General features: G+C 62.8%; 11 protein-coding genes. 3 read left to right on the forward strand and 8 right to left on the reverse strand.

What is annotated here, in order from left to right; translation table 11 throughout:
- Nucleotides 1-17 precede the first annotated feature (17 nt).
- Complete coding sequence (locus HU752_RS17170) at nucleotides 18-4,745, reverse strand: NEL-type E3 ubiquitin ligase domain-containing protein (RefSeq protein WP_225920012.1); 4,728 nt, start codon at nucleotides 4,743-4,745, stop codon at nucleotides 18-20.
- Nucleotides 4,746-4,980: 235 nt separating this feature from the next.
- Complete coding sequence (sohB, locus tag HU752_RS17175; RefSeq protein WP_186682857.1) at nucleotides 4,981-6,012, reverse strand: protease SohB; 1,032 nt, start codon at nucleotides 6,010-6,012, stop codon at nucleotides 4,981-4,983.
- Nucleotides 6,013-6,218: 206 nt separating this feature from the next.
- Here sohB and HU752_RS17180 point away from each other — a divergent pair, with 206 nt between their 5' ends.
- Together HU752_RS17180 and HU752_RS17185 are read left to right on the forward strand one after the other, a co-directional pair.
- On the forward strand, nucleotides 6,219-6,929 hold the full coding sequence (locus HU752_RS17180; protein ID WP_186682855.1) for a histidine phosphatase family protein: 711 nt from the start codon (nucleotides 6,219-6,221) through the stop codon (nucleotides 6,927-6,929).
- 57 nt (nucleotides 6,930-6,986) lie between these two features.
- Nucleotides 6,987-7,301 carry an SCP2 sterol-binding domain-containing protein gene (locus HU752_RS17185; RefSeq protein WP_186682852.1) on the forward strand — a complete coding sequence of 105 codons (315 nt, stop codon included), beginning with the start codon at nucleotides 6,987-6,989 and terminating at the stop codon, nucleotides 7,299-7,301.
- Between the two features lie 78 nt (nucleotides 7,302-7,379).
- Here the strand turns inward: HU752_RS17185 and HU752_RS17190 are convergent, their stop codons facing one another.
- From HU752_RS17190 to HU752_RS17215, 6 genes are read right to left on the reverse strand one after another with little or no spacing between them, the layout of a single operon-like run.
- Nucleotides 7,380-8,915, reverse strand: coding sequence for an ABC transporter substrate-binding protein (locus tag HU752_RS17190; RefSeq protein ID WP_186682850.1), 1,536 nt, complete (start codon nucleotides 8,913-8,915; stop codon nucleotides 7,380-7,382).
- Entirely contained in the window at nucleotides 8,912-9,925 is a 1,014-nt protein-coding gene (locus HU752_RS17195; RefSeq protein WP_186682848.1) for an ABC transporter ATP-binding protein, read from the reverse strand. Before HU752_RS17195 ends, HU752_RS17190 begins: the two co-directional genes overlap by 4 nt.
- Nucleotides 9,922-10,905, reverse strand: a complete 984-nt coding sequence (locus HU752_RS17200) for an ABC transporter ATP-binding protein (protein ID WP_186682846.1) — start codon at nucleotides 10,903-10,905, stop codon at nucleotides 9,922-9,924. The genes HU752_RS17195 and HU752_RS17200 overlap by 4 nt, the downstream gene beginning before the upstream one ends.
- Nucleotides 10,902-11,759 carry an ABC transporter permease gene (locus tag HU752_RS17205; RefSeq protein WP_017905847.1) on the reverse strand — a complete coding sequence of 286 codons (858 nt, stop codon included), beginning with the start codon at nucleotides 11,757-11,759 and terminating at the stop codon, nucleotides 10,902-10,904. The genes HU752_RS17200 and HU752_RS17205 overlap by 4 nt, the downstream gene beginning before the upstream one ends.
- Nucleotides 11,756-12,703, reverse strand: coding sequence for an ABC transporter permease (locus tag HU752_RS17210; protein WP_186682844.1), 948 nt, complete (start codon nucleotides 12,701-12,703; stop codon nucleotides 11,756-11,758). Before HU752_RS17210 ends, HU752_RS17205 begins: the two co-directional genes overlap by 4 nt.
- Nucleotides 12,700-13,593: a proline iminopeptidase-family hydrolase gene (locus HU752_RS17215; protein WP_186682842.1), complete on the reverse strand. Its 894-nt coding sequence runs from the start codon at nucleotides 13,591-13,593 to the stop codon at nucleotides 12,700-12,702. The genes HU752_RS17210 and HU752_RS17215 overlap by 4 nt, the downstream gene beginning before the upstream one ends.
- 170 nt (nucleotides 13,594-13,763) lie before the next feature.
- Between HU752_RS17215 and HU752_RS17220 the strand changes: the two genes are divergently transcribed.
- A complete protein-coding gene (locus tag HU752_RS17220; RefSeq protein ID WP_017905850.1) occupies nucleotides 13,764-14,528 on the forward strand; it encodes a LuxR family transcriptional regulator in 765 nt (254 codons plus the stop codon).
- Nucleotides 14,529-14,592 lie beyond the last annotated feature (64 nt).

Genomic DNA, 14,592 nt, shown 5'->3' on the forward strand with positions numbered 1-14,592 from the left:
GAGTCCCGGAGCGGGTTTCACTGCGCCTCAGGCGCCCTCTGTAATATCTCCCCGGTCAATTTCTCCAGTTCTTCGCCCTGCTCCTCACGCCAGGCCTTGAGCGCGTCCCCCATCTGCGCCTCCAGCTCGACATCGATGAACTCGTGCCAGATCGGATCCTGACGACTCGTGCGCCGGGCATCGAGCACCTCCATTACCGCCTGATGCCGCTGGTTGATCGCCTCGAAGCGCTCGGGGTAGCTGCTCTTGAGGTGATCGCTCCAGAACTCGCGGGCCACCAGGGCCCGGATATAGGCCGGGGTTTTCTCGCGATTGATCACCGTGGTAAAGGCGGCATCCAGCGTTTTGGCATCCACCTTGGCCAACTCGGTGAAAGTCATGTGGGTTGGCTGCCCCGGCAACCCGAGACGACTGGCCAGACCGATACGGTAGGCCAGGCGGACCTCCAGCGGATCGACATGCGCCCCCGCCACCTTCAAGCGTGTCTCGATGTCGGCCTGTGCCAGGGCCTCCACCTCATCGAGGCGCCATAGCCCACGAGCCAGCTTCAACAGGCTCGACTCGGTGCGCAGCGGATTGTCGCCCGCCATCACCCGGGCCTGGAAGACCAGGGTCCGGACCTCCATGTCACTGAAGATCAGTTCCGCCCCATCGGAACAGGTCTGCGGCTGGGACGCGGCCACGAACAGTTCTTCGCGCAGGTCGGTGTACTGACTGGCCGAATCCAGCACCTGCCAGACACGCCGCCCCAGGATTTCCCGCGCCTCGCGGTACTCGGCCGTGGCGGTCAGGTCACCCAGCAGGCGGAAAAAATCTTCGGCGCCGCGCTCGCGGAACAGAGCCCGCCACTGTTGTTCTCTCTGCATCTCCACCCCAGGCGCCAGTCCCTCGCTCCAGCGGTCGTACTCCCTGAGCGACGGTGTTCGGCGAAAGACGTGGACGCGGCGTCGCGCGGGCATATCGATACCGAAGTTGATCCCGGTCTGCTGCTCGTAACGCTGCAACCGTTGCAGCTCCGCAGCCGGTAACGGCGGATTGTCATGGAGGTGAATTCCTCGGTTGATCGCAACCGGATTGGTATAGACGGACTCGGGGATCGTTGCGATCCGGTTGTCGCGCAGATCCATCAGTTGCAGGCGCTGCAACGAAGCTATACCCATGGGCCATTGCTCGATGTTGGTATGTCGCAACAACAGGTGCTCGAGTTCAGGCATGCTGCCGAGGTCCGGCGGCAGTACCAGCGGATTATCCGAGAGATTGAGGAACCGGAGCCTGGTCAAGCGGGCCAGCACCCCACGGACCTGGGTGTTCATTACGATCCGGTTACCCGGCAGATGCAGGTGGAGCAGCTCGCGCATCTGCCCCAACGCCGCCGGCAGGCTGTCCAGGTGGTTGAACCCCAGCGACAACCAGCGCAAGTGCCGGAAATGGGCAAGAAACGAGAGTTCGCTGCTGCTCACCCCCATGTCATTCATGAACAGGAAGCCTACATGACTGAAATCGGCCGCGATCGGTGGCAAGTCACCGATACGCATCCCCAACAGATCCAGCTCATGGAAATACTGCCCTCCCAACTGGTTGCGCGGTGACTGTCGACGCCAGCAGGCCAGGATCGCCTCGGCCACTCGCTGCTTGTTGTCCATGGCCACCGGCGCGACCTGCAGGGTTCCGCGGACCCTGCGCCAGGTCTGGCGCTGAACCCAGCTTTCGAGGGTGGAAGACAGGGTTTCGTACTCTTCGCGTCGCCGTTCCAGCTCGGCCAGACAAGCAGGCTCGGGCAGGTCGAGCGAGGCAATGAAGGCCCTCGCCTCATCGACGGAGAACCCCGGGTACAACCCCCTGACCCGCTGGCCCAGGCGTTCGGAATAGCCGATGACCACCCCCTCGTCGCTCATCGGATAGCCAATGGCCCCCGAGGCCAGGCGCATCGGCGGCTTGAATCGGTGATTGAAGGGGACCAGCCCCAAGGTTCGCTGGCCGGCCTCGGGATTGAGGGTAATCCGATGAACCACCTCATCCCTGAGCCAGCCGCCGTCGACCTTCACGCCACGCCCAAGGGTTTCAAGCAACGGCGGCGGCAAAGCCATGATCAGTGCATCAAAGATGTCCCGTGCAGTCCCGAGGATATTTCCCCTATCATCGATAGCCGTGTATTGGTGACCGACCTTGAGCAGAACGCGCAGCGTCGAGGCCTGCGCAGGCCCTACCGACTCCACGGCGTCGCTGATCACCCGCTGCTTGCGCAACTCCAGGCGCACGTCTTTCGGCCAACCTGGCAGAAGTTCGAGCGCATGCAGGGCCAGGCGATCGGCCTGGGCCTCCTCATTGCTGGACAGGTACCAGCTTTCACAGACACGGTTGAGCCTGAGCTGCCTGAGGTACCAGCGGATCTCTTCGACGAGGCGCAATGGAACCCGCTCCTGCAATTGCTCCAGTTCGGCACTGCTGGCATGGGCAATCAGTTCTTCGGCGACACTGCTGGGCAACCCCGGAAAACGCTCAAGAATACGCTGCCGGCGGATATCGTCGATTTTCTCGCTGGCTTCATACAGCGTATCGAATAACCATTGCCGACGTTGCACGGCCGACTGCCGCAAGCGCTGATCCAACCTGTGAACGCGCTCGGGCTGTTCGGATAGGTCGCTGCCCAACAGCCCGAGGCGCTCCGGCTCGCTCAGCATGCTCAACGACAGGGGCAATGCCTCACCCGCCCGGAGCTGCGACTCACTGATCTGTAGCGAGGAAAAGCGCTGCGAAGTTCGGGCACCGTACTCCTGCAATATTTCCCCTTCGCGACTGAACAGGTGGATGACGCGGTTTTCCGGCCAGCCTGGCAACGAGGTCAGTATCCGCAGGCGCAGGTCGCCTTGCTCCAGCGTCCATATTCGCGTGCCTGCGGCCTCTTCGATGAATTGCGCGATGGCCTGGTCGATCCTGAAACGCTTGAGGGTGTCGAGCAGCAGGGCCGGCGGGCGCCGATTGTCCACCAGAGCCCGACGCAGGACATCCACCTCGGCCCCCTGCAACTGTCGAATCTGTCGCAGCGCCCGTTCGCCCAATCCCGCTACCGGCCGGCCCAGACGCCGGAACAACTGCATGACAGACCACTGCGCCGGTCGGTCATGCAGCGTTTGCCAGGTGCCGAGGCCATTGTGCTTCAGCGGTGGAGCATGGTGCGCCTTGCCGCCAGGATGCTCGATTCGCCAGCGCAGACGCTTGCGATCATAACCGACCACGTAGAGCTTGCCCTCCAGCGGCAGGTAGTGCTTGCCCTCGAAGGGGTGAAGCCCCGTTTCATCGGGAGTCAGCCCCTCCGGCAGGCGGATACCTCGCTCATAGGGGGCCAGATCGGCGTTCCACAAACGGCTGCTGCCAGCCACCTTCACCGGAATCAGCGCGTCGACCGCCGGGGCGACCTTGATCGGCTTGAACAGCGCGTGACCTGCACTTGTCACCAACGCTCCGCCGGCGAGCAGCGCAACGTTCTCCGCCACGTCCATCAGGTAACCAAGGGCTTCGTGCCGTTGCCCCAGGCGCCAGGATTCCAGGCCGTTATAGACATCGGACACCAATTGCACCGCTGTCGCCGCCAGGATGACCTCACCGACCAACGGTACGAACGACAGGGCCAGGCCCAGCAAGCTCATTCCGGCCTCCAGATAGGCGTCCAGCCGGGCCTGTCGCACCCGGGCATCGACATCGGCCGTGGGCACCACCCATTGCCGTGCATGCGCCTTGATCCGCTGATAGCGCTGTCGATGGAGACTCTCGAACAGGTCACCTTCGATCGGTATCTCGCTCAACGTGACGTGCCGAGGCAACGCGCTCTGAGGTGGCCGGCCATAGCGCCGGAGGGCAACCCGAGCGTCGATGGTTTGCAGGAAACGCAGGCGATCCTCTTCGGCAATGAAACGACTGAAGAAACGCTTGTAGCCCGGATCCTGCAGTTTGACAGCCAGGTCCTGCTCCAGAGAGAAGAAGCTGCTGTAGAGTTTGAGCGGGGTCAGCGGATCGCCTGGCAGATAGGCGATACAGGACGCGGCCGCGTCGCTCGAGAGCTTCGCTCCGATCACCACCCAGCCGCTGGACTCGATGTCGAACAGTTTCATGCGGCTGCAATGAACCCTCTCGCCCTCCAGTTCCAGGTCTGTGCCACCGTTGACCAGGCGCATGAGCAAATCATGGGCTGCGGGGGAAATCGCGCCTTTCATGCAGGCGACATCGGAAGTGATCGTCAGCGCACGCTTGTCATAGTCGCGAAAACATCGCTCAACCGAAGATCGGCCCTCGATCAAGAGCGACTCGGCAGGCTTGAAAACACTGTCGATGTGCGCCTGATAAGCCCCTCCCAGGTCCAGTTCACGACAGATTCCGGCGAAAGTTTCCGGCTCCAGCGCAACCCGGCGGCCGGGTTCACGACCAGGGAGCCTGATCATCCCCCTGCCCTGGAGCGCGCCCGGTTCGGTCTCATCGGCCTCGAAATTCTGCAGGGCGGCGCCCAGCAGAGTCTGCCTCTGCACGAAGGAATAGAGTTTGCTCTCGAAGATACTCAGCAGGTAGGTGGCATCGACCCTGATGAACTGGGTGTGGTCCACATCCAGGCCGGTGTTGAGGTACCGTTCGAGCGCCGCAAGCAAACGTGGCCGACAGAATTGATCGACACCCTGCATTTGCGACAGGATCGTTTGCACCTCATGCCGGGATGTCTCCAGTGCCAGCAGATGCTCACGGAAAGACTGGCGCATGGAGGCGCTGGCCTTGTACAACCAACTGGGAATCTTTTCCCTGACCCTGTCAAAGTGCACACCCAACTCGACAGCTGCCGCACTCGCACTCGTGGAACTCGTTTCAGCCATGACCCTCGCCCTGGAAATCCATTGAAGGCTCCAGCCTATTGAAGGCCTGTTGTCGAGGGGGCGTACTTATCGCTGGCAGCCTGACGGTTGTCGAAACGGGCCGACAACCGTCAGGACGTGGGGATTACCAGAAACGCTGGCGGGTCAGGCGATTCCAGCCGTTGAGCAGAACCCGCTCGAAGGACGCGCTGGCGGCCAGGCCAACACGCTCCTGCAGGCTCTTGCGTTCGGCGTAGTGCAGGTGGAACAGCTCGGCATTCTTGGCGCGTTCGGCGAGGTACTCGTCACTGGTGCGCAACTCATCGACCAGTTGCTTGTCCAGCGCGGCAACGCCCAACCAGATTTCGCCGGTGGCCACATCGTCAATCGCCAGCTGCGGACGGTAGCGAGCGACGAAGTTCTTGAACAACTGGTGAGTGATGTCCAGGTCCTGCTGGAACTTCTCACGGCCCTTGTCGGTATTCTCGCCGAATACGGTCAAGGTGCGCTTGTACTCGCCAGCGGTCAGGACTTCGAAGTCGATATCGTGCTTTTTCAGCAGTTTGTTGACGTTCGGCAGTTGCGCCACCACACCGATGGAACCGAGTATGGCAAAGGGCGCGCTGATGATTCTGTCGCCAATGCACGCCATCATGTAACCGCCGCTGGCCGCGACCTTGTCGATGCACACGGTCAGAGGCACACCGGCCTGGCGGATACGCGCCAGTTGCGATGAAGCCAGGCCATAGCTGTGGACCATGCCGCCACCGCTTTCCAGGCGCAGCACCACTTCATCCTTGGGCGTGGCCAGGCTGAGCAGCGCCGTGATTTCATGGCGCAGGCTCTCGGTGGCACTGGCCTTCACGTCACCATCGAAGTCCAGCACGAACACCCGGGACTTGGCCTGGGGCTGTTTCTTCTGCTTTTTCTGTTTCTTGTCGTCCTTGCCCTGCTCCTTGCGCAGGGCCTTGAGCTGCTCCTTGTCCAGCAGGGTCTGTTCCAGGCGCTCGCGCAAGCCCTTGTAGAATTCGTTCAGCTTGCTGACCTGCAGTTGGCCGGCCGAGCGCCGCCGCCCCTTGCTGCGCAACGAAGCCGCCACCACCAGCACTACAATGATCGCGATGACCAGCGTCACGGTCTTGGCCAGAAAACTGGCGTATTCGGAGAGAAACTCCACATTAGCTCCTTAAAAATCCAGACAGCCCCGGTTCCGGCGGCTTGACGTCTCCAGCATACCGTCGGGACAGCCCTGCGACCAGCCGCCGTCACCGCGCGATACAAGTCTCTAACAGACATTTCAAACGAGCGTATGTTTTTTCATTGACAGGCCCCCGGCATCCTCATAACCTCGCCAGAACTTCAACGTACCGGGATGACGCGGACGTGGGCAGCATCTACCTGATTCGACATGGCCAGGCCTCCTTCGGCGCGGACGACTACGATGTCCTCTCGCCGACCGGTATGCGCCAGGCACAAGTCCTCGGCCAGCACCTGGCCGAGTTGGGCCTGAGTTTCGATCGCTGCCTGGCCGGCGACCTGCGCCGCCAGCAGCACACCGCCTCGCTGGCGATGGAACAGTTCGCCAGGGTCGGCATGCCTGTACCGGCGCTGGAAATCGATGACGCCTTCAACGAGTTCGATGCCGATGCAGTGATCCGCGCCCTGTTGCCGGCCATGCTGCCGGACGAACCCGAAGCGCTGCACATCCTGCGCAACGCCGCACAGAATCGCAGTGAGTTCCAGCGCATCTTCGCCCTGATCATCGAGCGCTGGCTCGACGGCAGTCACGACCCGCAAGGCCTGGAAAGCTGGCTGGGCTTCGTCGAGCGGGTCAACGGCGGCCTGCAACGCATCCTCGAGTCGGCCGATAACACCCAGAAGATCGCCGTGTTCACCTCCGGCGGCACCATCACCGCCCTGCTTCACCTGATTACCCGGATTCCCGCCAGGCAGGCTTTCGAGCTGAACTGGCAGATCGTCAACACCTCGCTCAACCAACTCAAGTTCCGTGGTCGCGAGGTGGCCCTGGCTTCCTTCAACAGTCAAACCCACTTGCAACTGCTGAAGGCGCCGGAACTCATCACCTTCCGCTGAGTACCGGCCAACCGTGACCCTTGGGGTCGCTGTAATCACCCATAAAAGGATCGAACCATGACCGCTGTAGCCAAAGCCGTAGAAGCGATGAAAGCCAAATTCAACCCAGCCGCCGCTGCCGGCCTGGACGTTGTCTTCGGTTTCCGTATCGATGAAAGCCAGCACTTCTCGCTGATCGTCAAGGACGGCACCTGCGACCTGAAGGAAGGCGAGAACCCGGACGCCAACGTGACCCTGGTGACCGACAGCGAAACCATGCAGGGCATCGTCAGCGGCGACACCGACGGCATGCAGGCCTTCATGAGCGGCAAGCTGCGTGTCGAAGGCGACATGATGCTGTCGATGAAACTGAGCGAGCTGTTCCCTGCCTGATATCGGCAGCGTATCGCTTGAATACAAAAGCCAGGGATTTCCCTGGCTTTTGTGTTTTACCGCCTTGACGGTGGTCGGTCAGTTGCTGGCGACCTTGTCATCCTTCTTCACCGTCTCTTCCAACGAGAAACGCCCCAGCGGGTTCTGCTGGAAGTGCTCGATGTTCTTGCGCGAGATGTTGATGTAGGGGCTGTAGTACAGATCGATCCAGTTGACGTCGGCCTTGGCCATCTTCTGCAGGTCGACGTACATCTGCTGGCGCTTGGCCGGATCACTCTCGATACGCGCCGCCGCCACCAGCTCCTTGACCTTCTCGTTGCGATAGCCGGTCATGTAGTTGTTGTTGGTATCGTGGCCGAGGACGAAGGTGGTCTTCTGGTCGGCATCGAGGATGTCGTTGGTCCAGTACATCACCGACAGGTCATAGGCACCGTCGATCAGCATCTGCCAGCTCTGGGTCGGGTCGACCTTCTGCAGGTTGGCGGTGACGCCGACCTTGGCCAGCTGCTGCTGGACCATGACCGCGATCTGCTCGTCGGCCTCGTTGCCGGCGTTGACCACGTAGTTGAGCTTGAGGTCCTTGGCGCCCGCCTCGGCCAGCAGTTTCTTCGCCTTATCGGGATCATACGGACGCTGCAGGTTGTCCGCGTAATGATACTGGCCGCCCTTGGGAATGTAGGAATAGGCCACGGTGCCCTTGCCGAAGGTCACGGTATTGACCAGCGACTTCTTGTCGATCGCGTAGTCCAGTGCTTCACGCACCTGCTGCTTGGCCAGCTCGCCATGGGCGTGGTTGATCAGCAGGTGGTCTTCACGGGTCGACGGGTCGAGGTGCACCACCAGGTTCTTGTCCTTCTGCAGGGCATCGACCCGCGAGAACGGTACGAAGATCGCCGAGTCCAGCTCACCGGCCTGGACTTTCAGCATGCGCGTGTTGTCATCGGGGATGGAGATCCACTCCACGCCGTCGAGGCTGACGCTGCCGGCCTGCCAGAAGTCCGGGTTCTTCTCCAGTACCACGCGGTCGCCGCGGATCCACTCCTTGACGGTGAAGGCACCGGATACCACCGGCTTCTCGGCATAGGCATCCTCGCCCATCTTCTCGATAGCCTTCTGCGACAGCACCGAGGCGGTCGGCGAAGCCAGCTGCGACACGAATGGCATGGACGGGGTCTTGAGGGTCACCACCAGGGTTTGTGGGTCCTTGGCTTCGGCCTTGTCGATCAGCTTGAAGGAGTCGCTCCACAGCGAAGCCTTGTTGTCACGGATACGCAGCAGGCTGAAGGCCGCATCGCTGGCGGTGATCGGCGAACCGTCGGAGAACTTCGCCGCGCGCAGCTTGAAGGTATAGGCCAGGCCATCCGGCGAGACCGACCAGGACTCCGCCAGGCCCGGCTGCAGCTCGACGCCAGCCTTGTCTACGCGCACCAGGGTGTCATAGACGTTGGCGAATACCCAGGTATCGCGGTTTTGCGCACTCTTGATCGGGTCGAAGGTGGTGCTGTCTTCCCGGCAACCGATGGTCAGCACGCCCGCGGCCTGTGCCACGCCCGCCGCCAGCGAGCAGACAGCCAGGGTGGCCGCGCTCAACAGTTTGAAGTGCCTGGATCTCATGCGTATAACTCCCTGTTAATCGATGTGGGGTTTGGGGTTTGCGACAGCGGTTGCTCGATCACGCAGCTGTAGCGCTGGTGCTCGAGCTGATGGGTCGGCGGCTGGGCCTCGGCACACACCGGCCGGGCCTGGCGGCAGCGCGGATGAAAGGCGCAGCCACTCGGGGCTTGCAGGGGGCTCGGCGGCTCGCCGGGCAAGGGTTCGGCAGGCAGGCGACGCTCGGGGTCGATGTCGGGGATCGAGTCGATCAACGCGGCCGTATACGGATGCCGCGGCGCGCCAAACACCGCCTCGACGCTGCCCTCCTCGACGATCTGGCCCAGGTACATCACCGCGACCCGGTCGCACAGGCGCCGGACGATTGCCAGGTCATGGGCGATGAACAGGATCGACAGGTTCAGGCGCTGACGCAGCTCCAGCAGCAGGTTGACGATCTGTCCCTGGATCGACACGTCGAGTGCGGCCACGCATTCATCGGCGACGATCAGCCGCGGCTCCACCGCCAGGGCCCGGGCGATGCCGACGCGCTGGCACTGTCCACCGCTGAGACTGCCCGGCTTGCGCCCGGCCAGCTCGGGACGCAGGCCGACCAGGGTCAGCAACTCCTCGACGCGCGCGGCAATCCGCTCGGGCGCCACCTTGCGCTGGACCCGCAGGACTTCGGCCAGCGTCTGGCCAATGCTCAGCCGCGGATTGAGTGCGGCATAAGGGTCCTGAAAGATCATCGCGGTCTCGCGGCGCAGCCGCTCCAGCTCGATGCCGCGCCCCTGGGCGACGTCCACGCCATCGAACAGGACCTGGCCCGCCGCAATGTCGTTGAGCCGCAGGATCGCCCGGCCCAGGCTGCTCTTGCCGCTGCCGGACTCGCCAACCAGCCCCAGGGTCTCGCCCGCGGCCAAGGTCAGCGAGACACCGTTGACCGCCCTCACCCATTGCCGCTTGAGGCCCAGCAGGCCACGGCCCTGGGCGGCAAAGTGCACATGCAGGTCCCTGACTTCGAGCAGACTCATGGCTGGCCTCCGGACAACGGGTAATGACAGGCCACTCGCTGCCCCTGTTCGACAGCCCGCAGGTCCGGCAGGACCTCACGGCAACTGGCCCCCAGGGACTGGCAGCGTGGGTTGAAACGGCAGCCCGATGGCAGGTCGGCAAGCAACGGTGGCTGGCCGCCAATGGTCCGCAGCGGCTCCTGGCTGGCACCGCCGGCCGGCTGGCAGGCCACCAGCCCTGCGGTGTAGGGGTGCCGTGGCCGCGCCAGCAGTTCCTGCTTGCGCCCATGTTCGCAGAGCCGGCCGGCATACATCACGGCGATCGTGTCGCAAGTCTGTGCCACCACGCCCAGGTCGTGGGTGATCATGATCAACGACAGGCCACGTTGGTCACGCAGATCCAGCAGCAGACGCAGGATCTGCGCCTGCACCGTCACATCGAGGGCCGTGGTCGGCTCGTCGGCGATCAGCACCCTGGGCTCGCAGCCCAGGGCCACGGCGATCATCGCCCGCTGGCGCATGCCGCCGGAGAATTCGTGGGGGTAATTGTCGACCCGCCGCTGCGGGTCGGGGATCCCCACCTGGCGCAACACTTCGATTGCCTGGGCCCGGGCCTCACGGCGCGAGCACTGCTGGTGCTGGCGGATGCCTTCGCCGATCTGTTCGCCGATGCGCATCAAGGGATCGAGATGGCTACTGGGATTCTGGAACACCATGCCGATCTGCCGACCGCGCATGGCGCGCATGCCTTTCTCATCCAGCGCCAGCAGGTTCTGCCCGGCCAGGCGTACGGCGGTCCCCTCGATGCTCAGGCTGTTGGAGGGCAACAGGCGCATCAGGGCCCGACAGGCCATGGTCTTGCCCGAGCCGCTTTCACCGACCAGGCCGAGGATTTCACCTTCGGCCAGGTCGAAGGACAGTCGATCGACCAGGGTCAGCGGCGTTGCGCCGTCATGCGCCACCACACTGAGGTCCTGCACCTGCAACACCGGCGAACTCATGTGCGCTCCCCCATGGCTTCGGCGACACCATCGGCCAACAGGCTGAAGCCCATGGCCAGGGTGACGATGGCAATCCCCGGAAACGTACAGATCCACCAGGCACTGGTGATCAGGCTCTGCCCTTCGGCAACCATGGTGCCCCACTCCGCGGTTGGCGGCTGCACGCCCAGCCCCAGATAACTCACCGCCGCACCGTTGAGCAGTACCAGTACCGCATCGGACATGGCGAACACCACCGAGCTGAACAATGCGTTGGGCAGCAGGTGCCGAAACAGGATGCGCCCATGGCCGAACCCCAGGCTCCTAGCGGCCAGGGCGAAGTCACTGTGCTTGAGAATCAGGATCTGCGAGCGGATCAGTCGCGCATAGGACACCCACCCGACCAGGGCCATGGCGATGTAGAAGCTGGTCAGGCCAGGGCCGAGAATGGCCATGATCGCCAGCATCAGCACCAGGAACGGAAAGGCCAGGACGATATCGATCAGGCGCATGCAGACGGTATCGAAGCGGCCCCCGATGTATCCGCACAGGGCACCGACCACGGTGCCGATCAGGAACGGGAAGATCACTCCGAGTACCGCCAGCTGCAGGTCGACCCGGGCGCCCCAGATCACCCGGGACAGCACGTCCCGGCCAAAATGGTCGGTACCGAACCAATGCGCTGCGCTCGGCGCCAGCAGGCGCACATCGGTGTTCTGCAGGATCGGATCGTAGGGCGCGATCCAGGGGGCGAAGATCGCCAGCAACAGCCAGCCACCGAGAATACCCAGCCCAAGAACCATCGCCAGGCGGCCGTTGCCCAGCCGCAGGCCGAGAACGCTGCGCCGCAGGCCGATCGCCTGTGCGCCGCTCATTGGACTTTCACTCGCGGATCGATCGCAACAGTCGCCACGTCCGCCAGGAAATTGACCGCCACCGTCGCCAGGGCCAGCACCATCGCTACCCCCTGGACCACCATGTAGTCACGCCCGAAGATGCCGCGCACCAGCAATTGGCCGATACCCGGAATGGCAAACAGGCTTTCGATCACCACCGTGCTACTGATCAGCCAGCCGATGTTCACCGCCAGCAGGTTGACCGTCGGCACCAGGGAGTTGGGCAGCACGTGCCGCCGCAGGATCGCCGCCTCTGAAAGGCCACGCGCCCGGGCCGCGGTGACATGATCGGCCTGCAGTTCGGCCAGCATGCTCGCGCGCAGGTTGCGGATCAGTACCGAGGACAGGGCCAGGGCGATGGTCAGGCAAGGCAAGGTCAGGTGATGCAGCTTGTCCAGCCAGGTACGTCCATAGCCGGTCACCGGGAACCAGCCAAGCTGCACGCTGAACACGAGGATCAGCATGATTCCCAGCCAGAACGCCGGCACCCCAAGGCCACTGGTAGTGAACACCCGTACCAGGTTGTCGACCCAGCCACCCTTGTGCCGGGCCGCCAGGGTCGCCAGCGGGATGGCGATCAATAGCGCGAGCACGACGCTACCCAGCACCAGGGTCAGTGTCGGCTCGATGCGGGTGGCGATCAGCTTCAGCGTATCGACCCGGTACTGGATCGACTGTCCCAGGTCGCCCTGCAGCAGGTTCTTGAGGAAATAGAAGTACTGCAGTGGCAGTGGCTGGTCGAGACCGAACTGTGCCCGGACATTGGCCAATGCCTCAGGTGTGGTGCGCGACCCCAGCAACGCCCGCGCCGGATCCCCGGGAATCGAGCGGATCAGCACGAAGGTCACCAGGCTGATGCCGAACAACACCGGCAACAGCTGCAGGGGCCGGGTCAGGATGAAGCGGTAGCGCTGCAGATTCATGCAGCGCCCCGATGACGCCGCAGGAAGTCGAGCAGGACCGGGAAGTAGGCCTGGGGCTCCTCGTAGAATGGCATGTGGCTGCTGTTGGGGAACACGTGCAGTTCGACGTCCCTGAGCGAACGTTTCATTCGATAGGCGCAGGCCGGAGTGAGTTCGTCATGCTGGCCGGTGGTGATCAGGACCGGCATTTCGAAGGCTTTCATCTCCTCGATGCGGTTCCAGTCCTTGAGATTGCCGACGTACAGGAACTCGTTGGGCCCCTGCATGGTTTCATAGGGCCCCATGTTCCAGTCGCCCAGGGAGCGCTGTACCGGGACGGGCCATTCGTCTAGACGGCAGACATGGCGATAGTTGAGCAAGGTGATCGCCGCCTGGTACTGCGGGTGGTCGAATCGGCCCTCGGCCTCGTGGCGCTGCATCATGGCAACGGTCTCGCTGCCCAGGGCGCTGCGCAGGCGCTCCAGTTCCAGGGTCAGGTGCGGGATATCGCCGACGGTGTTTTCCAGCACCAGGGACTTGAGATGCTGCGGGTGGTGAATGGCATACTCGATTGCCAGCCAGCCGCCCCAGGAATGGCCGAGCAAGTGTACCCGGCCCAGTTCCAGTGCCTGGCGCACATGCTCCACTTCGGCGACGTAGCGGGTGATATCCCACAGCGCCGGATCGGTCGGCCGGTCGGAGGCGCCCGTGCCCAACTGGTCGAAGGCCACTACCCGCAAGCCCTTTTCCTTCAGCCAGCCATGGGCGTCACGCAGGTAATCGCATGGCAGCCCGGGGCCCCCGTTGAGGCACAGCAGCACTTCATCACCGCTGCCAAAGCTGTAGGCCACTATGTTGTGACCATCGACTTCAAGGGTGTAACGCTGATCCGGTTCCAACTCGTACCACATTGCCGCTCTCCCTGTTAGCAGACCTTGTGGCCTGTCGGCTTCACCCTAGCGGGGAATTTCCGAGCCCATAAGCTAGCAATTCTTATAGGTTTGGTCTGGCTGTCCCTCGCCGAGGCGTGGCATTCTACTTGCTTGATTTCAGGATTGAAATTTATTCAGGAGAAGAACGGATGCAGACCAAATTCGCCGAGGTCGATCCCCGCCGTCTGTCCGGCAGCACAATGGATGAGCTGATGGACAACGCCATGGTCCTGGCGGGCAACCTGGGGTTCGATGCCCTGGTCTACGACTACACGCCAGTGCCTACGGATCACGAGGGTACCCTGATTACCCCCTCGCTGCTCAAGGTTCGCAATACGCCGTCGGACTGGCATTCGCTCTGGTGCGAACAGGGTTTCTACCAGATAGACCCCGTGCAGCACCTGGCCCTGAACAGCACCTCCCCCTTCGTCTGGTCCTATCAGCCCAAGGCTGAAACCGCCCTGCAGAAGGTCATCGACCAACGTCATTCGCCCGTGACCAGCTACCTGCAGGACCGGCAGATGACCTGCGGCGTGAGCGTCCCGATTCACCTGCCCAAGGGTGGATTCGCCTCGTTGACGGGATTACGTACAGGCAACAGTAAATATGTCCTAAAGGACGCCCAGCAGAGCCTGACAGAGTTCAGCGTCATTTCCCATGCGCTCCAGGAAGCGGCCTACCCATTATTCAGCCCTGAAATGCGCGCCTACCCGCACATCCACCTGACCCGACGCGAGCGTGAATGCCTGCAATGGGCCGCCGAAGGCCTCACCGCCAAGGAAATCGCCGAACAATTGCACCGTTCGCTGGCCACCGTCACCCTGCACCTGGCCTCGGCCATGCACAAACTTGGGGCAAAGAACCGGGTGCAGGCGGTGCTGCGCGCCGTGCATTACCGACTACTGGACAGCTGAACCGGCAAAACCTAGCAATTCACCTAGTTATGCCTGCCTGACAGTTTCGCTATTGTTCCCGGCA

Origin of the sequence: Pseudomonas vanderleydeniana, assembly GCF_014268755.2 — a bacterium.
GTDB lineage: Bacteria > Pseudomonadota > Gammaproteobacteria > Pseudomonadales > Pseudomonadaceae > Aquipseudomonas > Aquipseudomonas vanderleydeniana.